The organism is Arthrobacter sp. SPG23 (genome assembly GCF_000876655.1).
GTDB lineage: Bacteria > Actinomycetota > Actinomycetes > Actinomycetales > Micrococcaceae > Arthrobacter.
The window spans coordinates 152,214-175,227 of sequence record NZ_JYCN01000015.1 but is presented as its reverse complement, the minus strand read 5'-3'; the positions used below and the strand labels follow the sequence as shown (position 1 = coordinate 175,227).

General features: G+C 66.8%; 17 protein-coding genes and 3 pseudogenes. 4 read left to right on the top strand and 16 right to left on the bottom strand.

Annotated features, from left to right (window positions below; all coding sequences use genetic code 11):
• Positions 1-189: 189 nt before the first annotated feature.
• Together TV39_RS08495 and TV39_RS08490 are read left to right on the top strand one after the other, a co-directional pair.
• Entirely contained in the window at positions 190-1,503 is a 1,314-nt protein-coding gene (locus tag TV39_RS08495; protein ID WP_043480847.1) for a thiolase family protein, read from the top strand.
• On the top strand, positions 1,500-3,686 hold the full coding sequence (locus TV39_RS08490; RefSeq protein ID WP_043480613.1) for a 3-hydroxyacyl-CoA dehydrogenase NAD-binding domain-containing protein: 2,187 nt from the start codon (positions 1,500-1,502) through the stop codon (positions 3,684-3,686). The genes TV39_RS08495 and TV39_RS08490 overlap by 4 nt, the downstream gene beginning before the upstream one ends.
• A gap of 80 nt (positions 3,687-3,766) precedes the next feature.
• On the opposite strand, the gene TV39_RS08485 is transcribed toward TV39_RS08490, so the two are convergent.
• The 12 genes and pseudogenes from TV39_RS08485 to TV39_RS08430 form a co-directional block, all read right to left on the bottom strand.
• Positions 3,767-5,158, bottom strand: a complete 1,392-nt coding sequence (locus TV39_RS08485) for an ABC transporter ATP-binding protein (RefSeq protein ID WP_235347311.1) — start codon at positions 5,156-5,158, stop codon at positions 3,767-3,769.
• Positions 5,159-5,237: 79 nt separating this feature from the next.
• Positions 5,238-6,047: an energy-coupling factor transporter transmembrane component T gene (locus tag TV39_RS08480; protein WP_052500525.1), complete on the bottom strand. Its 810-nt coding sequence runs from the start codon at positions 6,045-6,047 to the stop codon at positions 5,238-5,240.
• A gap of 4 nt (positions 6,048-6,051) precedes the next feature.
• On the bottom strand, positions 6,052-6,870 hold the full coding sequence (locus TV39_RS08475) for a hypothetical protein (protein WP_043480611.1): 819 nt from the start codon (positions 6,868-6,870) through the stop codon (positions 6,052-6,054).
• Between the two features lie 93 nt (positions 6,871-6,963).
• Positions 6,964-7,986 (bottom strand): nucleoside hydrolase, encoded by a 1,023-nt coding sequence (locus tag TV39_RS08470; RefSeq protein ID WP_043480609.1) that lies wholly within the window; start codon positions 7,984-7,986, stop codon positions 6,964-6,966.
• A complete protein-coding gene (locus TV39_RS08465) occupies positions 7,986-8,963 on the bottom strand; it encodes an aldo/keto reductase (RefSeq protein ID WP_043480607.1) in 978 nt (325 codons plus the stop codon). The genes TV39_RS08470 and TV39_RS08465 overlap by 1 nt, the downstream gene beginning before the upstream one ends.
• A gap of 87 nt (positions 8,964-9,050) precedes the next feature.
• Positions 9,051-9,269 (bottom strand): hypothetical protein, encoded by a 219-nt coding sequence (locus TV39_RS08460; RefSeq protein ID WP_043480605.1) that lies wholly within the window; start codon positions 9,267-9,269, stop codon positions 9,051-9,053.
• Between the two features lie 34 nt (positions 9,270-9,303).
• Positions 9,304-9,864, bottom strand: a complete 561-nt coding sequence (locus TV39_RS08455; RefSeq protein ID WP_043480604.1) for a hypothetical protein — start codon at positions 9,862-9,864, stop codon at positions 9,304-9,306.
• Positions 9,861-10,420 (bottom strand): annotated as a pseudogene (locus TV39_RS08450) (DUF402 domain-containing protein). The gene TV39_RS08455 and the pseudogene TV39_RS08450 overlap by 4 nt, the downstream one beginning before the upstream one ends.
• On the bottom strand, positions 10,417-12,390 hold the full coding sequence (dxs, locus tag TV39_RS08445; protein WP_043480603.1) for a 1-deoxy-D-xylulose-5-phosphate synthase: 1,974 nt from the start codon (positions 12,388-12,390) through the stop codon (positions 10,417-10,419). The pseudogene TV39_RS08450 and the gene dxs overlap by 4 nt, the downstream one beginning before the upstream one ends.
• A 148-nt stretch (positions 12,391-12,538) precedes the next feature.
• Entirely contained in the window at positions 12,539-15,349 is a 2,811-nt protein-coding gene (gene acnA / locus TV39_RS08440; RefSeq protein WP_043480602.1) for an aconitate hydratase AcnA, read from the bottom strand.
• Positions 15,350-15,503: 154 nt separating this feature from the next.
• Positions 15,504-16,866 (bottom strand): annotated as a pseudogene (locus TV39_RS08435) (class I SAM-dependent RNA methyltransferase).
• The gene (locus TV39_RS08430; RefSeq protein ID WP_043480600.1) at positions 16,863-18,839 is read right to left on the bottom strand and encodes an APC family permease; all 1,977 of its coding nucleotides are present in this window, start codon (positions 18,837-18,839) and stop codon (positions 16,863-16,865) included. Before TV39_RS08430 ends, TV39_RS08435 begins: the two are co-directional and overlap by 4 nt.
• A 155-nt stretch (positions 18,840-18,994) precedes the next feature.
• Here TV39_RS08430 and TV39_RS08425 point away from each other — a divergent pair, with 155 nt between their 5' ends.
• Entirely contained in the window at positions 18,995-19,666 is a 672-nt protein-coding gene (locus TV39_RS08425; RefSeq protein WP_043480599.1) for a potassium channel family protein, read from the top strand.
• Positions 19,667-20,426 (top strand): annotated as a pseudogene (locus tag TV39_RS08420) (potassium channel family protein).
• A 12-nt stretch (positions 20,427-20,438) separates the two neighbouring features.
• On the opposite strand, the gene TV39_RS08415 reads toward TV39_RS08420, so the two are convergent.
• The 4 genes from TV39_RS08415 to dut form a co-directional block, all read right to left on the bottom strand.
• Entirely contained in the window at positions 20,439-21,224 is a 786-nt protein-coding gene (locus TV39_RS08415) for a DUF3159 domain-containing protein (RefSeq protein ID WP_043480597.1), read from the bottom strand.
• Positions 21,221-21,613: a hypothetical protein gene (locus tag TV39_RS08410; RefSeq protein ID WP_043480594.1), complete on the bottom strand. Its 393-nt coding sequence runs from the start codon at positions 21,611-21,613 to the stop codon at positions 21,221-21,223. The genes TV39_RS08415 and TV39_RS08410 overlap by 4 nt, the downstream gene beginning before the upstream one ends.
• Positions 21,606-22,310 carry a DUF3710 domain-containing protein gene (locus TV39_RS08405; protein WP_043480592.1) on the bottom strand — a complete coding sequence of 235 codons (705 nt, stop codon included), beginning with the start codon at positions 22,308-22,310 and terminating at the stop codon, positions 21,606-21,608. Before TV39_RS08405 ends, TV39_RS08410 begins: the two co-directional genes overlap by 8 nt.
• A 95-nt stretch (positions 22,311-22,405) precedes the next feature.
• Positions 22,406-22,954 carry a dUTP diphosphatase gene (dut, locus tag TV39_RS08400; RefSeq protein WP_043480844.1) on the bottom strand — a complete coding sequence of 183 codons (549 nt, stop codon included), beginning with the start codon at positions 22,952-22,954 and terminating at the stop codon, positions 22,406-22,408.
• Between the last annotated feature and the right edge of the window lie 60 nt (positions 22,955-23,014).

Genomic DNA, 23,014 nt, shown 5'->3' with positions numbered 1-23,014 from the left:
GCTGGCCGTACCGGACATACGGCCCGCCAGGGTCCTTGCCAGCTAAGTTACTCGCGAGTAACATTGAGATCTATGCCGCCCGGCCCGCCGCTGCCACTGGCGTGCGGCCGGCACCAATGTCTCAATGAGGAGTATCACGTGAGCCAACCCCACAGCGGAAAAGACAACAGCGGAGCACAGAGCAGCGGAATCCCCGGCAGGGGAAATCACAGGACCGTCCGCGACGTCGTTTTTGTGGACGGCGTCCGGACCCCGTTCGGACGTGCGGGCGAAAAGGGCATCTACGCCGGAACCCGCGCTGATGACCTCGTGGTCAAGTGCATCCGCGAACTGATGCGCCGCAACCCCTCGCTCCCCGCGGACCGCATCGACGAGGTGGCCGTTGCCGCCACCACCCAGACCGGCGACCAGGGGCTCACCATCGGCCGCACGGCCGCCCTGCTGGCAGGACTCCCCCGTACCGTTCCAGGCTTCGCCGTGGACCGCATGTGCGCCGGAGCGATGACCGCGGTGACCACCACGGCCAGCGGGATTGCCTTCGGCGCCTACGACGTCGTTATCGCCGGCGGAGTGGAGCACATGGGCAACCACCCCATGGGCGAGGGAGCCGATCCCAATCCGCGGTTCATGTCCGAGCGCCTGGTGGATCCCGCGGCCCTGAACATGGGAAACACCGCGGAAAACCTGCACGACCGTTTTCCGGCCATTACGAAGGACCGCACGGACGCCTACGCCGTGGCCTCCCAGGACAAGCTGGCAGCGGCCTACGGGAAGGGCCAGATCCAGCCGGACCTGGTGCCGGTGGCCACGATGAAGCCCGGGCTGGGCTGGACCGTCAACACCGTTGACGAACCGCCCCGGCCGGGAACCTCCCGTGAGGACCTTGCAGCACTGCGCACGCCATTCCGTCCCCACGGCCGGGTCACTGCAGGCAACGCGGCCGGGTTGAACGACGGTGCCACTGCGGCCCTGCTCGCCTCGGCAGATGCCGCCGCGGAGCTCGGGCTGCCGGTGAAGATGCGCCTGGTCAGCTACGCCTTCGCCGGCGTGGAGCCCGAAGTCATGGGCATCGGGCCGGTCCCTGCCACGGAGAAGGCACTGAAGAACGCCGGCCTCGGCATCGCGGACATCGGACTGTTCGAAATCAACGAGGCTTTCGCCGTCCAGGTGCTGAGCTTCCTGGACCACTTCGGTATTTCCGACGACGATCCCCGCGTTAACCGGTACGGCGGCGCGATCGCCGTCGGGCATCCCCTGGCCTCGTCCGGAGTGCGCCTGATGAACCAGCTGGCGCGCCAGTTCGAAGAGGACCCCTCGGTCCGTTACGGCATGACCACCATGTGCATCGGCCTGGGCATGGGCGCCACCGTCATCTGGGAAAACCCGCGTCACTCGGAATACACAGACTACAGCGGCGTCCTGTCACCAACCGACACACACGCAACCAAAACTGCACCCGCGACCGGGACTGCCACCACCGAGACTGAAGGAGCCGCAGCATGAGCGCCGCAGATTTCCGCAAGCTTGCCGATCTCTTCCCCGACGAGACCGTCACGCATTCCTACGTGCAGGACATCCAGCTGCCGGCAGCCGGCGGCAGGCCCAGCCCGGGAACCTTCGCACTCATCACCCTGGACAACGGCCTGGACCACTCCAAGCCCACCACCCTGGGCCCGAACACCCTGGTGGAGCTGGGCACTGTCCTCGAGGGGCTCAAGGACCGGGCCGCCCGCGGCGAGATCGTGGGCGTCGGCGTGACCGGCAAGCCGTACTACCTGGTGGCCGGTGCCGACCTGTCCGCCGTCAAGTCCCTCAACAACCGGGACCACGGCCTCTGGATGGCCCAGCTTGGCCACGACGTCTATGCCACCTTGGCCAACCTCGGCGTTCCCAGCTTCGCCTTCATCAACGGCGTGGCCCTGGGCGGGGGGCTGGAAATCGCCCTGCAGTCCACCTACCGCACCGTGTCCACCGGAGCCGGAGCGCTGGCACTTCCCGAAGCCTTCCTCGGCCTGGTTCCCGGATGGGGAGGCGTCTACATCCTGCCGCGGCTGATCGGGCCGGAGAACGCCGTCAAGGTGATGATCGAGAATCCGCTCAGCAACAACCGGACTCTCACCGGTCCGCAGGCCTTCGGGCTGGGAATTGCCGACGCCATGTTCGAACCTGCGGACTTCGTGGAACAGTCCCTCGCCTGGGCCGCGAGCGTCATTTCGGGTGCGGCAGCCCCGGAACGGCCCAACGCCGTCGACCCCTCCGACCCGGCAATTGCCGAACGCTGGACGGCGGCCGTTGCCGCCGGGCGCGCCTTCGTGGAATCCAAGACGTCCAATGCCTCACCCGCGCCGGCCAAGGTGCTGGACATCATGGAGGCCAACAGGACCATGAGCCAGGCGGACTCGGCAGCGCTCGAGTGCGAGACCCTGGCCGGCCTCATGCAGACCGACGAATTCCGCTCCACGGTGTACGCGTTCCTGGACCTCGTGCAGAAGCGCTCCAAGCGCCCGGCCGGTGCACCTGACCGCAAACTGGCCCGGCCCGTGACCAAGGTGGGCGTGGTGGGCGCAGGCCTGATGGCCAGCCAGCTTGCGCTGCTCTTCGCCCGGCAGCTCAAGGTGCCCGTCGTGATGACGGACATCGACCAGGCCCGCGTGGACAAAGGCGTGGGCTACGTCCACGCTGAAGTGGACAAGATGCTGGCGAAAAAACGGATCAGTCCCGATGCCGCCAACCGCACGAAGGCGCTGGTCACCGGATCGGTATCGAAGGAGGCGTTTGCCGACGCCGACTTCGTCATCGAGGCCGTGTTTGAGGAGCTGAACGTCAAGAAGCAGGTGTTCGCCGAGGTGGAGGCGATCGTCTCCCCCGAGTGCATCCTGGCCACGAACACGTCCTCGCTGTCCGTGACTGCGATGGCTGCGGACCTGGAGCACCCGGAGCGCCTGGTGGGCTTCCACTTCTTCAACCCGGTGGCCGTGATGCCGCTGCTGGAGATCGTCCGTGCGCCCAGGACCGACGACGCCGTGCTGGCCACCGCGTTCGAGCTCGCCAAGGGCCTGAAGAAGACCGCTGTCCTGGTCAAGGACGCCGCGGCGTTCGTGGTCAACCGCATCCTGCTGCGGCTGATGGGCGAAGTGACCGCCGCGTTCGATGAGGGGACTCCGGCCGACGTGGCGGACAATGCGCTGCGCCCGATGGGCCTGCCCATGACCCCGTTCACGCTCGGTGCCATGGTGGGCCTGCCGGTGGCGCAGCACGTCCAGGAATCCCTGCACGCCGCGTTTGGTGACCGCTTCACGGTGTCCCGGAACCTGCAGAAGCTGATCGACAACGGCGTGACATCCCTGTGGGCTGTGCAGAACGGGGCGCCGGAGAAGGGCCCGGACGGCAAGCCGTTCATTCCGGCCGAAACGCTGGCGCTGCTGTCCTTCGGCACCTCCCCCTCGACGGGTGAGGAAGTCCTCCGCCGGACACAGGACGCGCTGGCCGAGGAAATCGGACTCATGCTGGACGAAGGCGTGGTGGCCGGACCGGAAGACATCGACCTCTGCATGATCCTGGGCGCCGGCTGGCCGATGTTCCTCGGCGGCATCACCCCGTATTTGGACCGGGTGGGGGCCTCCGAACGCGTCAACGGCAAGAGGTTCCTCGCGCCGGGTGTCGCGTCCGCGGCGGCCGCGGCCTAGCGTTACGCCTCGCAGTCACACGGCGCCGCTGTCCGCACCTTTCCCGGTGCGGGCGGCGGCGCTGCTGTATCCCGAGGCGGTCATAGTTCCCGCAGTGTGCCCTCCGTGAGCACCAGGACCCGATGGGCGGCGGCCCGGGCGTAGTCGAGCTCGTGCGTGACCATCACCACGGCGGCACCCCGCTCCGCTGCGGCGCCAACGGCTTCATCAAGGCGTTCGCGGCCGTGGCGGTCCAGCCCCACGGTGGGTTCATCCAGTGCAATGAGCTTCGGGTCCCGGGCGAGCACGGTGGCGAGGGCCAGGAGCCGCTGCCGGGATGCCGGCAGCTCATGCGGATGGATCTCCAGCTGGTCACCGAGTCCGACGGCGGCCAGCGCGGCCCGTGCCTGCGTGTCCGCCGCCGCCCCGAATGTCCGGTCCAGGCCAAAAAGCACTTCACGCAGGGCGGTGCGTTCGAAGAGCTGGTCCCGCGGCTGCTGGAACAGCAGGCCCACCCGGTCAGCCACTCGTCCCGTGGGAACCCCGGCAATATCCTTGCCGAGAATCCGGACGGATCCCCGGTCCGGGCGGAGCAGGCCGTTGAAATGCCGGAGCAGGGTGGACTTCCCGGCGCCGTTCGGACCCGTCACAGCCACGATCTCACCCGGCGCCACAGCGAGGCCAAGCCCGCACAACACCCCCCGCTGTGTCCCCCGGTTTCCGCGGCGTTCCCGGCGGCCGGCAGGATAGCCGAACGTGATGCTGTCCAGCTCCAGGACGGCAGCAGGCACCTCCGTCCCACCGGGACGGCGGGCAGCTGCGGACGGGCCGGCGGTCCGGCGGCGGGGTCCGGAACCGAAGCCCGCCAGGGCGGGAATGACGACGCCGGACTGCAGCAGGGCGGGGGTGCCCGCCAGCTCGCCGGGCGTGCCGCGGGCGGTGACAGTGCCGCCGTCGAGCACAAGCCATTGCCCTGCTGCCCGGGCAAGTTCATCCGCGGTCTGGCTCAACACGACGACGGCGGTGCCGGAGTCAAGGAGGCCGCGGACCAGCGCACGGACCGAGGCGGCGCCGGCTTCGTCCAGCGAGCCGAGCGGTTCATCCAACACCAGGAAACCCGGGCGCGTAATGGCAGAACAGGCCACGGCCAGCCGCCGCAGTTCACCGCCGGAGAGCGTGGCCGGATCGCGTTCCAGCAGTGCCGTCAGTCCAGCTGCGTCGGCGGCACGCGCCACCTCCGCGCGCATGAGGCGCCTGTCCAAGCCCTGGTTTTCCAGGCCGAACGCCAGCTCCTCTGCAACTGTGGACCCCACGGTGGACAGCAGGGCCGCGGCATCCTGCGGAACGAAGCCCACCTGCCCGGACCAGAGGCTGCCCGTGAACCGGCCGGAGTTCCCGCCCGACAGCCAGCCCGCCAGCAGCCTGCCGAGGGTTGACTTCCCGCTGCCGGAGCCGCCCAGCACGGCGGTGAGTGTGCCCGGCGCCGCACTCACGTCCACGTCGTGGAGTACGGGCGCGCGTCACCGTGGTAGCTGAAGGCCTCGATCCTGGCCTCCAGAGAGGCAGCCGCCCTCATGGCTGCACTCCCCAGGGCCACGGTATGCCGGGCCATTGGCCGGATATCCGAAGTGCCACCGCGGCCGCGGCCAGCAGCAGCGCAAGGACCCGGAATCCGCGCTGGGCGGCGGTATCCGGCACGTCCCGGTAGCTGGTGCGCGCCCGGGTGCCGTTGAAACCGCGTGATTCAAGCGCCTGCGCCCGCTCCCCGGCGTCCTGGATGAGTGCGAGGACCAGCGGCAGCATCTGCAGCCGTGCCGCTGCCAGCCGCGGCAGCGGGCCGCCACCAAGAACCAGTCCCCGGGATTCCTGGGCCTGCCGGATCCGCACCAGCCGGCCGGTGATGGCCGGCGCCAGCGTCAGGGTGGACGCCAGGACATAGCCGAACTGCGGCGGCACGCGGCGCGCTGACATCACTGCAACCAGGTCCGGAACCCGGACCGTGAACGAAAAGAGCAGGCACACCATGACATAGGCGGCCGTCCGTGCTCCCATGTCCAGCGCAAAACCAAGCCCCTCGGCAGTGACCCGCACGGCGCCCCACTCAGCCAGGACCGTCCTGCCCTCGGGAAAGAACAGTCCGTGCATGACCAGCAGCGACAGCCAAAAGGGCGCCAGGATCACCGCTGCTGCGGGTGCCAGCCGGCCGGCCACTCCGGCGCGCACCGCCAGCGCGGCGCAGCCCAGGGCCACGGTAAGGGAAACTGCCCAACTGGAAACTGCCGTCGTGATGGCCGCAGTCGCTACGGCCGCCGCCAATGCGGTCAGCGGGTTGAGCGGAGCGGGAGTTTTCAGGCGGGCAGCTGTGTTCAACGGGGCGGGCACGGGATCAGGCGTCCGGAGTTTCCTGCTTCTTGCCGGCCAGCACGTTGAACCGGCGCACAAAAGGGAACTGCAGCGCGGTCCGGCGCGGCAGCGCGTACACCAGCATCGCGACTACTGCGAAGACAATGGCCTTGTCCATCGGGTCCGAAATCAATGCCTGCTTGGTGATGGCAGCCAGGAGCGTATCGCCCATGGCCCGGAAGGCGCTGACGATGGCGCCGGTACCGACGCCGGAGGTGCCGCCGAAAACGAAAGCCGCGATGGGTGCGGAGACGACGCCGGCCAGGATGCCCGTCACGAAGCCGGCCACCGGGGCAAGGTAGAAGCGCCGGAACAGCCCGTAGCGGGCGGCTACGCCGGCCAGGAAACCGATGAGCGCAGCGCCGGCGGCAAAGGGCAGCACCGTGGGATTGATGAAGGACCAGACGACGCTGCTGAGGGCGCCCGTTGCTGCCCCCGCCGCCGGGCCTGCCAGGACGGCGATGAGGACTGTGCCGATCGCGTCGAAGTAGAACGGCAGGCCGGTGGATCCCATGATCTGGCCGAGGGCGATGTTGAGGACCAGTGCCACGGGGATCAGCACCAGGGTGGAGGTGGGAAGGGTGGGCAGCACTCCGACAATCAGGAGGATGGCTCCCAGCAGGAACCCGCCCAGGGCCACCAGGGTGGATCCGCTTGCCAGCCCGTTGGTGATATCCGCGGGCTGCGTCAGGACGAGGAAGATGAAGGTGGCTGCGATGGATACCGCGCCGAGCGCTTCGAGCAGGCGGCGGTTGCGGACCGCCTGTGCAGGCGCGGGTAGGGTCCGGGATTGCTGTGACATGGCTGTTCCTTTGGCTGTGGATTGCGTTCCGCGGGTACACCGGTACCGGGATCGGCAAACGTGCGCCTATGTCACCTCGGCGCAGCTACCATCTTAGGCCAGCCGCCTGGCCAGTGCTCCCACTGAATTGATGAGCTCATCAAAGCACTGCTTCGGATTGTTGGACGCCACGATGCGGGCGTTCGGCGGCAGCCCCCAGAGTCCGCGGTAATCGGCCACGGTGGTGCCCATCAGCAGTGGCGATCCTGTTTCGACGTCAACGGTGGCCAGCCGGGCGGTGTATTCCGTCCGTCCCACGGCCACACAGGCAGCGAAGGCATCGTGCACATGGGCCACGTAGCCCTGGTCGTAGAGCCGGTGGAACTCCATGTAGAAGCGGATGGCGTCGGACAGGCACGCCACCAAGGGGTTGCCGGAGCTGCTGCGGAGACCCTCCGGCTGGCCCGGCAGTACGAGTTCGGGACCGGTGCCCGCGGCTTCGGCCAGGCGCTGCAGGTGTTCGGGCCGCATCTCGATGAGTTCGGTGGTCTCAAGAGCGCACACCACCGGCAGTTTGTCCTCCGGGAGGCCGCGGTAGGCGGCAAAGACTTCCTTCGCGGCATGCGGATCGACCGAAACGTTCCACTCCGCCGTCGGCGTGGTGTTGCCCTGGTAGTAGAAGCAGCCGCCCATGATCACCAGCCCTTTGAGCAGGCGCGGCAGGTCCGGTTCCCGGCGGAGGGCGAGGGCGAAGTTGGTCAATGGACCGGTAATGAGGCCCGTGATCTCGCCGGGGTGCTTCCGCGCCTCGTCCACCCAGACGTCCACGGCATGCCGGTCCGAGATCCGGCCGGCAGGGGGTGGAAGTTCCGCGTATCCGATTCCCTGCGGTCCGTGGGTTTCCTCCGTGGTAACCAGCGGGATTTCCAGCGGCACCTCGGCCCCGATCGCCACCTCGACTCCCGGTGTGCCGCACAGCTCCAGGAGGGCCAGGTTGTTCAGGGCCACCTGCCGCGCCCCCACGTTTCCGGCGGTGCAGGTGATGGCCTGCAGGCGGACGTCGGGGCGGGACAGCAGGTACACCAGGGCCAGGGCGTCGTCGATCCCGGTGTCCACGTCCATCAGGACCGAATGCATCAGAAGAGTGCCACCTTGGGCGTGCGCGGGAAGATCTCATCCAGTTCGGCACGTTCGTCCGCGCTGGGCACCCAGGCCACAGCGGCTGCGTTCTCGCGGACCTGCTCCGGCCGGGTGGCGCCCGCGATCACGCTGCTGACGGACGGCTGGGCCGCCAGCCAGGAGAACGCCACCTGGATGTCGCTGAGGTTGCGCTCGGCGGCGAACTTGCTGAACTTCTCCAGTTGGCCCCAGTCCGCGTCGTTGACCAGGTTGGTGCGGGTGTGGCTCAGGCGGGAGCCTTCCGGGGCCTTGCCCGGCGCGTACTTGCCGGTCAGCAGCCCGTTGGCCAGCGGGAAGTACGGCAGCACGCCCAGGCCGTAGGCTTCGGCAGCAGGCGTGACTTCGAGTTCAGCGCGGCGGTCCAGCAGGTTGTAATGGTTCTGGGTGGAAATGAACCGCGCACCGCCACGGGCGCGGGCCACAAATTCGGCCTCGGCGATCTGCCAGCCGGCCCGGTTGGAGTGGCCCACGTAACGGACCTTCCCGCTGGTCACGAGGTCGTCGAGGGCGGCCAAGGTCTCGTCGATGGGGGTCAGCGGATCCGGAGTATGGAACTGGTAGAGGTCGATCCAGTCGGTGCCGAGCCGCCGCAGTGAAGCCTCGGCGGCCTGGACGATGTAGCGGCGTGACCCGCGGGCACCGAAGTCGTTGCCGTTGGCCCCGCGCATGTCCATGCCGAATTTCGTGGCGACAATTGCGTCTTCGCGCCGGCCGGCCAGGGCCTTACCCAGCATGGTTTCGCTGACTCCGGGTTCCTTGCCGTAGGTGTCCGCGACGTCAAAAAGCGTAATGCCCGCGTCCAGGGCGGCATGAACGACGGCGTCGGTCCCCTCCTGCGACTCCGTCACGGTATTGGCCCGGCCCAGGTTGTTGCAGCCGAGTCCCACAACGGAGACGGTCAATCCGGAATTTCCAAGGCGGCGGTATTCAGTCATGAAATCAGCCTATAACGGCCACGCCAGCGGTCCGGACGCCCTCCAGTCCGGGGGCGTCCAGTGCCGTGCGAGTGTCCGGAAGGCCGCTCAGACCGCGGGGAACTCGAGTCCGTGCTCGTCCATGGCATCTTCGAGCTGGGCCATGGTCTTGACGCCCATTCCGTGCAACTTCGACAGTTCCCGTTGACCGAACTGGACCACTTGTTCCAAGGTTTCCAGTCCGGCATGGGCCATGGCCCTGCGGGCAGGCGCACCAATTCCACGGGGAATCGGGGTGCGGCCTGGTTGAACGGACTTTGGCGCCATAGCGGATGCCTCCCAGTGAGTCGGTTGCCCCCTCTTAGAGGGTAAAGCCCGAAGCCGGTTTCGGCGAGTGCTTGAGCTTAAACGCTTCCGGATCCGCAAACGGCGCCGCCGCGATGCTGAGCTTGGTGAAGTCCAGGTCCTCGCCGCGGATGCAGACCTTGATCGCATTCACGGCTTTGTTGACGTCCGGGCACAGGCAGAAGATATTGAGTTTGGCGTCGCCAAACTCGCTTCGTTCCACGGTGCCGAGGCCGCGCCAGGCGAGGTGGCTGATGAGGGCGTCTTTGGCTTTTTCCTCGAGGTAGCGGTCACGGTCCGTGCCGTCCTTGGTTTTCAAGGCGTACTGGGCCACCACCCAGAACTGATCTTCGTCGGCAAGCTCGGCATAGCCGTCCTCGGCGCATTGCACCGCGAAAGCGTCCATCAGGCCTTCCGCGGCCGCGGCATCGGCAACGTCCGTTTCGTCCGTCTTGCTCTGGTGCCCCACCACGCCGTGATTCATCACGAACTGGCTGTAGTCCTCATCGAACCAGGCCTCCCGGAACAGCAGGACCCCTTCGTCGTCGCGTTTGTAGACCCTGATGATTCCGCTCATGCCCGTCCTCTCCTAAACCACTCGGCGTCTGTGCCGTCGAACGGTGCCTGCTGCGCCTTAACGGCCTGGTAAAGCTGTTCTGTCTCCGCGAGCATGCGGTCCACGAGGTCCCGCGGATAGTGCATGCTCACCTGGTGCTCGGCGAATTCGTCCTCGTCGTCGATGTAGACGCCCCGGGTCACGGACCGGATCACGTCCAGGTCCATGTCGATCACGTGGAATTCCAGCGTGCCGGGCCGGAGGTGGTTCCAGCCGTGGCCCACGGCCAGGTCCACGTACACCCGGAAGTCCCCCGGGTACTCGTCATCGTAGAAAGTGGCAACGTAGTCCCCGGTCCGTGGAACCAGAAGCACGGCATCGGACCTCGCGTGGAAGGCTGCCCCGGGCCGCGAAATAAACGATCCCTCGGGCTGGAAGATCCACCAGCCGTGGCGGTCCTCGCCGAGGTAGCTGCCCGGGACCACCCAGTGGCTCCGCCGTCCCATTTGCGGTTCCGTGCCACCACCAGGTCTCCCGGGTTCAGGCTCTCCGGGGGTGTGGCCTCATGCGAAATCACAGTTTAGGCAGGCTCCCCGTAGTCGGATGTTCCTGGCCTGGCAGGGGACGGGCAAAAGGAACTTTTGTCCCCAAAACCTGCGCAACGACGTCGTGCGTGATCTGGCGGGCCGTGAGACCGACCCGTTCCAGCACCTGCGCGCGGGTGCCGTGGTCCAGGAACTCCACGGGCAGCCCCACCTCGTTGAGGGCGGTGTCCACGCCTGCGGCGCGCATTTCCTGCCGGATGCGTGAACCCACGCCGCCGGCCCGGACGCCGTCTTCGATGCAGATGACCAACCGGTGGCGGGCAGCCAGCGCAATGATGGATTTCCGGACCGGCAGCAGCCAGCGGGGGTCCACCACGGTGGAGCTGATGCCTTGCGCGCCCAGGCGGTTGGAAACGTCCAGGGCGAGTTCGGACATGGCGCCGACGCTGACAATCAGTACGTCGTTTTCGTTGGAGCCCGCAGGGCGGCGTGCCAGCACATCCACGCCGTCGCCAAGGCGTTCGAGGGCTTCCACTTCTGCGCCCACGCTGCCCTTGGAATACCGGACCACGGTGGGTGCGTCCTCGATGGCCACGGCTTCGCGGAGTTCTTCGCGGAGCCTGGTTGCGTCGCGGGGGGCAGCCAGGTGGAGGCCGGGCACAATCTGGACCATGGCCATGTCCCACATGCCGTGGTGGCTGGCGCCGTCGGGGCCGGTGACGCCGGCACGGTCCAAAACTATCGTCACCCCTGCCTTGTGCAGGGCCACGTCCATGAGCAGCTGGTCGAAGGCACGGTTCAGGAACGTCGCATAGACGGCCACCACGGGGTGGAGCCCGCCGAAGGCCATGCCCGCGGCGGAAGTGAGCGCGTGCTGTTCGGCAATACCGACGTCGAAGACGCGCTCCGGGTGCCGTGCGGCGAATTTGTGCAGGCCTACAGGAATGAGCATCGCACCGGTAATGCCCACGATGTCCTTGCGCTCATCGGCGATGGCGGCGATCTCATCGGCGAACACCGACGTCCAGGATTGGGCGCCGCCAGCCTCGGTGGGCTCCCCGGTTTCGGGATCGATGATGCCCACAGCATGGAACTGGTCGGCCTCGTGGGCGCGCGCCGGCGCATAGCCATGGCCCTTTTCGGTCATCGCGTGCACGATGACCGGGCCGGCATAGTTCTTTGCGGTTGAGAGTGCATGCTCCATCGCCTGGAGGTTGTGGCCGTCCACGGGGCCGATGTACTTCATGCCCAGGTCCTCGAACATGCCCTGCGGCGCCCACCAGTCCTTGATGCCCTTCTTCATGGCATGCAGGCTGCGGTACGTGAACTGGCCCACCGGTCCCCCGTTTTGGAGCTTCCGCTTCCACCAGTCCAGGGTGCCCTCGTAAGCAGGAGCTGCACGGAAGGAATCGATGGTGGGGCGCAACGATGCGAGATAGTCAGCGAAGCCGCCCACGGTGGCCGCATACGAACGGCCGTTGTCGTTCACGACGATCACCACGCGGCGGCGTTTATCCGCGGCGATGTTGTTGATCGCTTCCCAGGCCATGCCGCCGGTCAGGGCGCCGTCACCCACCACGGCAATCACGTAGCGGTCGCCGTCGCCGGTCAGCTGCCGGGCGCGGGAGATGCCGTCGGCCCAGGACAGCGACGAGGAGGCGTGGGAGCTTTCCACGATGTCGTGCTCGGACTCTTCCCGGTCCGGATAGCCGGACATGCCGCCCTCCTGGCGAAGGGTGCTGAAGTCATGGCGTCCGGTGAGGAGCTTGTGGACATACGACTGGTGCCCGGTGTCAAACACGATGCTGTCACGGGGGGAATCGAAAATGCGGTGCACGGCCATGGTCAGTTCCACGACGCCGAGGTTCGGTCCGAGGTGGCCACCCGTCTGCGACACGTTTCCGATCAGGAAACTCCGGACCTCCGCAGCCAGCTGGGACAGCTGTTCTTCGGTCAACTTGCTCAGGTCCTGCGGATTCCGGATGGTGTCCAAAATTCCCAACGGGGCCTCCTTCGGGTGGTAGACATGCCTTTTAACTCTAACGCCTCGCCGGCGGGACGGACGCAGTGACCGCCCGCCGCAACGCAAAAGCCCCGGCCTGTCGGTGACAGGCCGGGGCTTTTGGTGGTGCCGGTTGTGACCTCTGCCGCTAGTTGGCGGAGATCTGGCGCAGCACGTACTGCAGGATGCCGCCGTTGCGGTAGTAGTCGGCTTCGCCCGGGGTATCGATGCGGAGGACCGCATCGAAGGACTTGGCGGAGCCGTCTTCAGCCGTGGCAGTGACCTTGAGGGTCTTCGGGGTGGTGCCCTCGTTGAGGGCGGTGACGCCCTCGACTGAGAAGGTTTCCGTGCCCGTCAGGCCCAGGGTTGCGGCTGATTCGCCGGCCGGGAACTGCAGCGGCAGGACGCCCATGCCGATCAGGTTGGAGCGGTGGATGCGCTCGTAGCTTTCAGCAATGACAGCCTTGACGCCCAGGAGTGCGGTTCCCTTGGCTGCCCAGTCACGGGACGAGCCGGAGCCATATTCCTTCCCTGCCAGGACCACCAGCGGGGTGCCGGCTGCCTGGTAGTTCTGGGCGGCGTCGTAGACGTACGCCTGGGGGCCGTCTGCCTGGGTGAAGTCGCGGGTGAAGCCACCCTCGACGCCGTCGAGCAGCTGGTTCTTGATGCGGATGTTCGCGAAGGTGCCGCGGATCATGACTTCGTGGTTGCCACGGCGTGAGCCGTAGGAGTTGAAGTCCTTGCGCTCCACACCGTTGGCCAGCAGGTACTGGCCGGCAGGGGTGTCCGACTTGAAGGAACCGGCCGGGGAGATGTGGTCGGTGGTGACGGAATCGCCGAGCTTGAGCAGCACGCGGGCGCCGGTGATGTCCGTGACGGGCTCCGGCTTGGCCTTCATGCCTTCGAAGTACGGGGGCTTCCGGACGTAGGTGGACTTCTCATCCCAGGCGAAGGTGTCGCCGGCAGGGGTGTCGAGGGCCTTCCAGCGGTCGTCGCCGTCGAAGACGCCCTCGTAGCCGCGGGCGAACATCTCCTTGTCGATCGAGGAATCGATGACCTTCTGGACCTCGACCGGGTTCGGCCAGATGTCCTTCAGGAAGACGTCGTTGCCGGCTTCGTCCTGGCCGAGTGCGTCGGTATCGAAGTCGAAGTCCATGGTTCCGGCCAGGGCGTAGGCGATGACCAGCGGCGGGGAGGCCAGGTAGTTCATCTTGACGTCCGGGTTGATCCGCCCCTCGAAGTTGCGGTTACCGGACAGCACGGCGGTGACGGAAAGGTCGTTGGCCTGGATGGCCTCGGAGATTTCGGCGTCGAGCGGGCCGGAGTTGCCGATGCAGGTGGCGCAGCCGTAGCCCACGATGTAGAAGCCGAGCTTCTCCAGGTAGGGGGTGAGGCCGGACTTGTTGTAGTAGTCGGTGACCACCTTGGAGCCGGGGGCAACGGAGGTCTTGACCCACGGCTTCGCGGCCAGGCCCTTATCCACGGCGTTGCGTGCCAGCAGTGCTGCGGCGAGCATCACGGACGGGTTGGACGTGTTGGTGCAGGAGGTGATCGAGGCGATGGACACCGCGCCGTGGTCCAGCTCGAACTCGCGGCCGTCCGCGGTGACAACGTGCACCGGGGTGGACGGACGTCCGTGGGCGCCGTTGGCGGCGGACTCGACCCGGGCCGTTTCCGTGGTGTGGGAATCAGCGTGGGTAAAGGAGGGCGGATCGGAGGCCGGGAAGGACTCTTCCAGGGACTCGTCCACGCTTCCGTCTTCGATGGACACGTAGTTGTGGATGTCCTTGCGGAACTGCTCCTTGGCGTCCGTGAGCTCGATGCGGTCCTGCGGGCGCTTCGGGCCGGAGATCGACGGAACAACCGTCGACAGGTCCAGCTCGAGGTATTCGGAGAACTTGATCTCCTTGGAAGGATCGTGCCAAAGGCCCTGTTCCTTCGCGTAGGACTCCACGAGGGCCACGTTCTCTTCCGAGCGGCCGGTGAGGCGCAGGTACTCGAGGGTGACGTCGTCGATCGGGAACATGGCGGCCGTGGAACCGAACTCCGGGCTCATGTTGCCGATGGTGGCGCGGTTGGCCAGCGGCACCGCCGCCACACCCTCGCCGTAGAATTCCACGAACTTGCCCACCACGCCGTGCTTGCGCAGCTGCTCGGTGATGGTCAGGACAACGTCGGTGGCGGTGGCGCCGGCCGGGATGGACCCGGTCAGCTTGAAGCCCACGACGCGCGGGATCAGCATGGACACGGGCTGGCCCAGCATTGCCGCCTCGGCTTCAATGCCGCCCACGCCCCAGCCCAGCACGCCCAGGCCGTTGACCATGGTGGTGTGGGAGTCGGTGCCGACGCAGGTGTCCGGGTAGGCCCGGACAACGCCGTCAATTTCGCGGGTCATGACGGTGCGGGCCAGGTACTCGATGTTGACCTGGTGCACGATGCCGGTTCCCGGCGGGACGACCTTGAAGTCGTCAAACGCGGTCTGGCCCCAGCGGAGGAACTGGTAGCGCTCCCCGTTCCGCTGGTATTCGATCTCCATGTTGCGCTCCAGTGCGCCGGAGTTGCCGAATGCGTCGATCTGCACCGAGTGGTCGATCACCATCTCGGCCGGTGCCAGGGGGTTAACCCGCTTGGGGTCGCCGCCGAGTTCCTTGACTGCCTCACGCATGGTGGCGAGGTCCACAACGCAGGGCACGCCAGTGAAGTCCTGCATGATCACACGCGCCGGCGTGAACTGGATTTCAGTGTCGGGCTCGGCGCTGGGATCCCAACCGGCCAGTGCTCGGACGTGATCGGCCGTGATGTTGGCGCCGTCCTCGGTCCTCAACAGGTTTTCAAGCAATACCTTGAGGCTGAACGGAAGGTTTTCTGCACCTTCAACGGAGTTCAACCGGAAAATTTCGTATTCGGTACCGGCTACATTAAGTTTGCCTTTTGAACCGAAGCTGTCCACAATGCTCATCGCAGGACTCCTCTCGCAACAGTTTCATCTTTGTCGCGCGGTAGACCGCTTGCTAGTTAGGTCATCCTAATTAGTACAAGGTCATACAAAAGAGCATGGGGTCAGCCGAGAATTCGGCGCGCGACGTGGGACTACTACGCCCATCCTAGTCACATCAGGCCGGGGGCGTCAGCAACGCCACTGTCTCCATGTGGTGCGTGTGCGGATACAGATCGAACGCCCGCAACCCCGCGAGCTGCCAGCCTCCCTGCCGGAAGTACCCCAGGTCCCGGGCGAACGACGCCGGATCGCAGGAGACGTAGGCGACGGCCCGGGGACCTGCCGCCATCAGCTGGCTGACCACTGCCTTGCCCGCGCCGGCACGGGGCGGGTCCAGCACCAGGGCATCGAAGTTACGGGGCTTCTGGCGCAGGACGCGCTCCACGCGTCCCTGCACGATCTCCACCTGCGGCGCCTCGTGCAGGTTCTTCCGCGCGTCGCGGCTGGTGCCGGGGGCACCCTCCACGGACAGCACGGAGCCGGTCACGCCCACGGCGTCCGCGAGTGCGGCGGTGAACAGGCCCGCCCCGGCATACAGGTCCGCAACCACCGCGCCGGGCTCCAGGTACCCGCCGTCGCGCAGGAATCCCTTCACCGCCCCGACGAGTGTCTCCGGAGCATCCCGGTGGATCTGCCAGAAGCCCTCCCCCGTGACCCGGAACTCGTGCCCGGCGGCCGACTCCTGCACCCACGTGCGTCCGCGGAGCTGCAGCGCCTCCCCCTTGGCCGGATCGAAGCTGGCCACCGAGACGTCGTCGGGCAGCTGGGCAAGGATCCCGCTGAGGCGCTTTGCGCGGGTGCCTGCAGCCGGGGCCAGCAGCACCAGCGCGCGCGATCCGTTGGCGGGGGCTGCCACTTCGACGCGCTCAATGCCCGTGAGGTCGATGTCCCAGAGCCTGAGGTCGTTGATGCCGGACACGGCCAATGGCATCTCGCGGATGGCAATGACCTGGTCGGACCGGTGGGCGTGCATGCCCAGCTTGCCTGCGGGTGTCACGGCAAAGCTGGCCCGTGTGCGCCAGCCCAGACCGGGCGCACCAGGGCTGTGGTCGCCTGTGGCGGCGGCCGCGCCGACAGCTTCCACCTCCGTGACACGTTCGACGCCGGCGAGCCGCTTCAGCTGTTCCGCCAGGACGTCCGCCTTGAGGCTTCGCTGGCGTCCAAGTGATACGTGGCCCAGCTCTGCACCGCCTACCGGAGGGTGGCCATGGGACCAGGACCGCAGGGAATCGGCCACGTGCCAGAAATGGGCCAGGCGGTCCGGCGACGCCTCGAGAACTTCCACGACGTCGGCGCGCCAAAACATTTGAGTCCTCGCCCGCGTCCGTCAGGCGGATCCGGACCTTTTCGCCAGGAATGGCGTGGCGGACAAAAACCACGCGGCCTTCGTGGCGGGCAACGCAGTGGCCGCCGTGGGCGATGGGCCCGATGTCCACTACGAGTTCGGCGTGCGTGCGGGTCTGGGTCTCGGGGCTCATTGGATATCCTGCAATTTCTTGGCTTCTTCGGACGATTTCAGTTGCCAGGGCACACTGGCAACCATGACTCCCGGCTCGAAATGGAGGCGGGTTTTGATCCGCAGGGCCGTCTGGTTATGGACCAACTGTTCCCACCATTTACCCACCACGTACTCGGGGATGTAGACCACGATCAGGTCACGGGGCGAATCCCGCCGCATGTTCTTTACGTATTCCATGATGGGGGTCACCGTTTCCCGGTACGGGCTGGCGAGGACCGTCAGCGGCACCGGAATTTCGAGCTTTTCCCAGTCGGCCAGGGTGTGTGCGGTTTCTTCGGAGTTGATGTCCACGGTGATGGCGTCAAGCCGCGAGGGCCGCGATGCCCGGGCGTATGCCAGTGCCCGCAGCACAGGCTTGCGGACGTGGGAAACCAGCAGCACGGCGTGGACGCGGGACGGCAGGGCGCGGGGCGAGGAATCCTCGTCCACGGACAGTTCCTTGGCAACGTTGTCGTAGTGTGCGCGGATGCTCCACATGATCAGGAAGAGCACGAACATCGCCAGCAGCGCGATCCAGGCCCCCTGTTCAAACTTGGTGATCAGCACGATCACCAGGACCAGCGCCGTCATGCCGAAGCCGATCGTGTTGATGATGCGCGACTTGAGCATGCGCAGCTTGATGGCAGGGTCCCTGGCCAGCTTCAGCTCCCGGCCCCAGTGCCGGATCATGCCGAGCTGGCTCATCGTGAACGAGATGAAGACACCCACAATGTACAGCTGGATGAGTTTGGTGACGTCGGCGTCGAAGGCGAGGATCAACACGAGGGCTCCGGCGGCCAGGGCCAGGACGCCGTTGCTGAAGGCCAGCCGGTCGCCGCGGGTGCGCAGCTGGCGGGGCAGGTAGCCGTCCTGGGCCAGGATCGAACCCAGGACCGGGAAGCCGTTGAAGGCCGTGTTGGACGCGAACACCAGGATCACGCCGGTGGCGGCGACCACCACGTAGAAAAGGATGGATCCTTCACCGAAGATGGTCTGGGCAATCTGGCTGATGGCCGGATTCTGGATGTAGCCCTCGGGCAGGGGCTGCCCGTCCAGCAGGAATTCCGTGGCGGGGTCCAGCACAATGTGCACTTTGGTGGCGTTGGCCAGGTAGATGATGCCGGCAAGCATGGAGGCGGCGATGACGCCCAGCATGAGCAAGGTGGTCGCGGCGTTCTTGCTCTTGGGTTTCCGGAAGTTCGGCACGCCGTTGCTGATGGCTTCGACGCCGGTAAGCGCCGCGGCACCCGAGGAGAACGCCCGCAGCAACAGGAACGCTCCGGCCAGGCCCACCAGCCCTTCGTCGAAGCCGGCGGCCGGAACGATCGTGAAATCCGCCGACGGCGCCTTGCCTAACTGGCCTGTGAGGGCCTGGAAGATGCCGACGGCAGTCATGCCGAGGATGGAGGCCATGAAGATGTACGTGGGGACGGCGAACACGCTGCCGGCCTCCCGGATGCCGCGAAGGTTCACCAGGGCCAGAATGATGACGCCGATAGTCGCAATGAGGGCCCGCTCGCCGTGCAGCGAGGGCACGGCGGTGGTCAGATAGGCTGCGGCCGAGGACATCGACACGGCAACGGTCAGGACGTAGTCGACCAGCAGCGCTGACGCTACCGTGAGCCCGGCAAACTTGCCCAGGTTTTCGTTGGCGATCTCGTAATCGCCGCCGCCGGAGGGGTAGGCGTGGACATTCTGCCGGTAGGACGCGACGACGGTCAACAGCACTACCATGACGGCCAGCCCCACCCAGGGCGAGAAGGCCACGGCGCTGACGCCCGCCAGGGCCAGGGTCAGGAGGATTTCGTCGGGCGCGTAGGCCACCGAGGACAGGGCGTCGGAGGCGAAAATCGGAAGCGCGATCCGCTTTGGCAGCAAGGTATGGGCGAGCCGGTCATTGCGGAATGGCCGCCCGACGAGAACCCGTTTAACGGCATTCAATATTGTCAGCACTCCACAAAGCTAGTCTGATTCGGACGCGATGTCATGACAGGATCCGCCCGGTGCCTCCGCCGACGCCGCGCAGTATCTGCCGGACACCGGAACGGGCGGCCCGGACGGCCGGTAGAGTCTTACGCAGCAACAGGAAAAAGACTGAGGAGGCACGGGTGGCGCACTTCGTGATCATGGGTTGTGGCCGCGTGGGAGCAACGCTGGCGCATACCCTCGAGGATGCGGGCCATTCGGTGGCCATCATCGACCAGGACGACCGCGCCTTCCGCCGGCTCCGCACCGGTTTTTCCGGCCGGAAGGTCACCGGAGTCGGGTTCGACCGCGAAACCCTGAAGCAGGCCGGCGTCAGTGAGGCCTATGCCTTCGCCGCGGTGTCCAGCGGTGACAACTCCAACATTCTGGCCACCCGGGTGGCCCGCGAGACTTTCCACGTGCCCCATGTGGTGGCCAGGATCTACGACCCCGGCCGCGCCGAGATCTACCAGCGCCTGGGCATTCCCACGGTGGCGGCCGTGCGTTGGAGCGCGGACCAGGTGCTGCGCCGGATCCTGCCGGAACAGCACCTGGCCGGGGACTTCCGTGAGCCTTCAGGCCGGTTGGTCCTGGCCGAAATCGACCTCGACCCGGCCTGGATCGGGCACCCGCTGGCCGCCATCGAGAAGGTGGCCGACATCCGGATTGCCTACCTGACCAGGTTCGGCGAAGGGATGCTGCCCGGCCCCGGCACCTCCTACCAGGAGGGCGACACTGTCCATGCCATGCTGCGCGTGGACCGCAGCGCAGAGGTAGGCCACATTCTTGCCAAAGAACCACCCAAGGAGCAGTAAGTGAAAGTCGTTATCGTCGGGGCAGGGAGCGTCGGTTCCTCGATCGCCCGTGAGCTTCTTTCCCACAAACACGAGATCCTGCTGATCGACCTGAAGCCGGAAGTGATCGGGCGCAGCGGGCTCCGCGGGGCGCACTGGCTGGTCGGCGACGCCTGCGAGCTGAGCACGCTCCAGGACGCCAAACTCGACGACGCCGACGTGGTGGTTTCAGCCACAGGAGACGACAAGGTCAACCTGGTGGTGTCCCTGCTGGCGAAGACCGAGTTCGGCGTCGGACGCACCGTGGGACGCGTCAACAACCCCAAGAACGACTGGATGTTCAACGACTCCTGGGGTGTCGACGTCGCAGTCAACACCCCCCAGCTCATGACCGCACTCGTCGAGGAAGCGGTGGAAATCGGCGACCTCGTCCGGCTGCTCACCCTGCAGACCGGGGTTTCGTCCCTTGTCGAATTCACCGTTCCCCACGACTCACACGTCATCGGACTCACTGTAGGAGACATCGACTGGCCCGAAGACTCAACGCTGGTGGCGATCCTGCGGGACCAGGCCCCCATCACTCCCAGCCGGGACGACGTGCTCGACGGCGGTGACGAACTGTTTTTCGTCACCACCATCGCCGCCGAAGACGACCTCAGGGCGCTGCTCTCCCCCCGAGCAGCAGCAGGACCGGGAATCGGAGCAGGCCGCGGGGGAAGAAGGCCACCTCCCCGCCCGGCAGGAACAGCAGGCGCCGGAGGACGACGGCTTCGACGGCTGAACGTTCCGCCGGCTAAGGCAGCGGCGGAGGACCCGGCTGTGACGGTGCACCCGGCGGCGGTGACGGAGCCGGCGGCTCCGCCGGCACAACGGGCTTGGTGATGAGCCACGCCACCCAGATGCCCAGGATGTACAGCGGCGCCCCCATCAGAAGCCGTGTGGTGGCAAGACCGGCCAGGCCCTGCTCGCCGAGGAGGTACAGCGGCACCTGAACGAGGAGCCGCAGGGCCAGGACGCCGACGATCACCCAGGTGCCCAGGCGGTAGGCCCGGACCCGGGCCGGGTCCTTGCGCCAGTCCAGGCCCTCGTTCCGGATAAAGCCGAACAGCAGGCCCGCAATGGGCCAGCGGAGCGCAATGGACAGCACCATGCCGGCTATGTACGCGGCATTGGTGAAGAACCCGAGGACATAGAAGTTCTCAGCCTTGCCGGTGGTGTTCGCAAGCCACGCGGAAATTCCGACGCCGGCGATCCCCGCCAGCGCCTGGGTCAGCGGGCGGCGTTGGACGAGGCGGGCAACCGTGAAGGCAGCGGCCGCAGCCAGGGCGCCTACCAGGGACAGGGTGAGCTCCCGGGTGACGGTGAAGGCCACGAGGAAGACAAGTCCGGGGACGATGCTCTCCGCGATGCCCTGGACACCGCCCGCACTCTTGAGCACGTCGATACTGCCGTCCTCCGAGCGGTGCAGGCCGGCCTTCGCGGCGTAGCCTTCCGCGAGGTCGGCAACTGACGGCGACTCCGGAGTGGGGCGCGGCTGGCCGGGCCTGGCTGCGGGATCCGGGTTCTCGGACGTCGTCATTGGTTCTCCTGGCGGGACAGTATCTCGTAGCGGGGGTTGAACATGGTGGGAAGACCGTCGCGCACAGTCAGCATGCCTTCCAGCCTGAGTTCACACCCAGGGTCGACGCCGGGTACCCGCCGCCGGCCGAGCCACACGACCCGCAGCCGGTCGCGCCGGCCCGGTCCCCCGGGTTTCCGGGACGACCGCGGTTCCGTGCCGGCCGGGGCAGGTCCGCGCTTGGTGCGCGGGAGGTCGTGGTCCATGACGATCGCGGTGAACGTGGCAACCTGGGTGGCCGGAACGTACGTCACGGACTCAATGAAGCCACGGCACAGCACCCGGCCCCGCTCCGGCAATCCACCAATGGAAAGTTCGGGCTGCGGATATTGGCCGGCCGGATCAGCCAATCTGGGTGATCTCCGGACCGCGCTCGGGTTGCTGGAACTCGGGTGCGCCCTGCTGGGGCGCCGGAGCGGAGTCCTTCGGCAGGCGAAGCTGCAGCAGGTCACGCGGAGGCATCGGGCTCTCGCCCCGGACCACCACGATCTGGCGGAACAGGGATTCGAGGTTCGCCGCGGCATCGCGGTCCAGTGCGGCCTCACCGCCCAGGACGCCGCGGAGGAACCAGCGGGGACCGTCGACGCCGATGAAGCGGGCCACGCGGTAGCCGGCCGCGCCGTCGGCAGTTCCTGCCGGAAGCTTAGCCACCAGTTCGGTGCCGAAGGCTCCGGGGATTTCTTCGACCTGGCCGCCCTGGCTTCCCACGGACTGCCCGATCTGCTCCCGGATCTCGTCCCAGAGTCCCTCGGTGCGCGGGGCAGCGAAGGCCTGGAGCTGGAGGCTCGAACCGTCAAGGTCCATGGTGACGGCCACAACCCGTTGCGTGGCTTCCTCTATTTCGAGACGAAGCTGGAGGCCTTCCCGGGGTGCAATCAGCAGGGCGCCGAGATCCACGTAGCCGTCGGTGCTGTCAATCTCCGAGACGTCAAAGGGTCCCGTGGCTTGGCGGCCGGTGCTCTCCTCGTCAGAGCCTGCAGTCTCCAGGGTTTCCCCGGGCTCTGCTGCCTGGTCCTTCTTGGCCTTCTTGCCACGCCCAAAAACCATCGGGTTGTCTCCTTAGTTGTGATCTTGTCCCGCCGTGCCACCCGGGCCGCGCGGTAAATCATGCAGCGCCGGCAGTGCCTGGCGGCGCCCCGGGCCTACGCCTGCGGTGTTGCGAAGCCGCCGGCCGAACCGAAACCACCGGTGGAACCGAAGCCGCCGTCACCGCGGACTGAGTCGCTCAATTCCGCGACGGCCACAAACTGTGCGTACTCCACGCGCTGAATGACCATCTGTGCAATTCTATCGCCGCGCCGGAGCTCAATGGCTTTCTCCCGGTCCGTGTTCAGCAGGGTCACGGAGATCTCGCCGCGGTATCCGGCGTCGACCGTTCCGGGGGCGTTGACCACTGTCAGTCCGTGCTTGGTGGCGAGCCCCGAACGCGGGTGGATGAGGGCCACGAATCCGTTCGGCAGGGCTATCGAGACTCCGGTGGGCACCAGCCGGCGTTCACCCGGTTCAAGGATCACGTCCTCGCGCGCCCGCAGATCCGCCCCGGCGTCGCCCGGATGGGCGTAGGACGGCGCTTCGAGGCCGTCATCCAGCATTTTCAGCTGCACGGACAGGGTGGGCGATCCGTAGGCGGCAGCGCTGCCTTCCGGGGAGTCCGACGGCAAAGTAGTCACGGCTGCAGTTTCTTCAGTCACAGTCATTCACTCTAACGCCAGCGGCACACCCGGGCCTAGCCGCCGCTGGTACCGTCCGGC

What these genes read in the sequence shown, in the direction of transcription:
- TV39_RS08490 (WP_043480613.1), top strand. Translation starts at nt 1,500, where the DNA reads ATGAGCGCCGCAGATTTCCGCAAGCTTGCCGATCTCTTCCCCGACGAG.
- TV39_RS08475 (WP_043480611.1), bottom strand. Translation starts at nt 6,870, where the DNA reads ATGTCACAGCAATCCCGGACCCTACCCGCGCCTGCACAGGCGGTCCGC.
- TV39_RS08470 (WP_043480609.1), bottom strand. Translation starts at nt 7,986, where the DNA reads ATGCATTCGGTCCTGATGGACGTGGACACCGGGATCGACGACGCCCTG.
- TV39_RS08465 (WP_043480607.1), bottom strand. Translation starts at nt 8,963, where the DNA reads ATGACTGAATACCGCCGCCTTGGAAATTCCGGATTGACCGTCTCCGTT.
- TV39_RS08460 (WP_043480605.1), bottom strand. Translation starts at nt 9,269, where the DNA reads ATGGCGCCAAAGTCCGTTCAACCAGGCCGCACCCCGATTCCCCGTGGA.
- TV39_RS08455 (WP_043480604.1), bottom strand. Translation starts at nt 9,864, where the DNA reads ATGAGCGGAATCATCAGGGTCTACAAACGCGACGACGAAGGGGTCCTG.
- acnA (WP_043480602.1), bottom strand. Translation starts at nt 15,349, where the DNA reads ATGAGCATTGTGGACAGCTTCGGTTCAAAAGGCAAACTTAATGTAGCC.
- TV39_RS08415 (WP_043480597.1), bottom strand. Translation starts at nt 21,224, where the DNA reads ATGACGACGTCCGAGAACCCGGATCCCGCAGCCAGGCCCGGCCAGCCG.
- TV39_RS08405 (WP_043480592.1), bottom strand. Translation starts at nt 22,310, where the DNA reads ATGGTTTTTGGGCGTGGCAAGAAGGCCAAGAAGGACCAGGCAGCAGAG.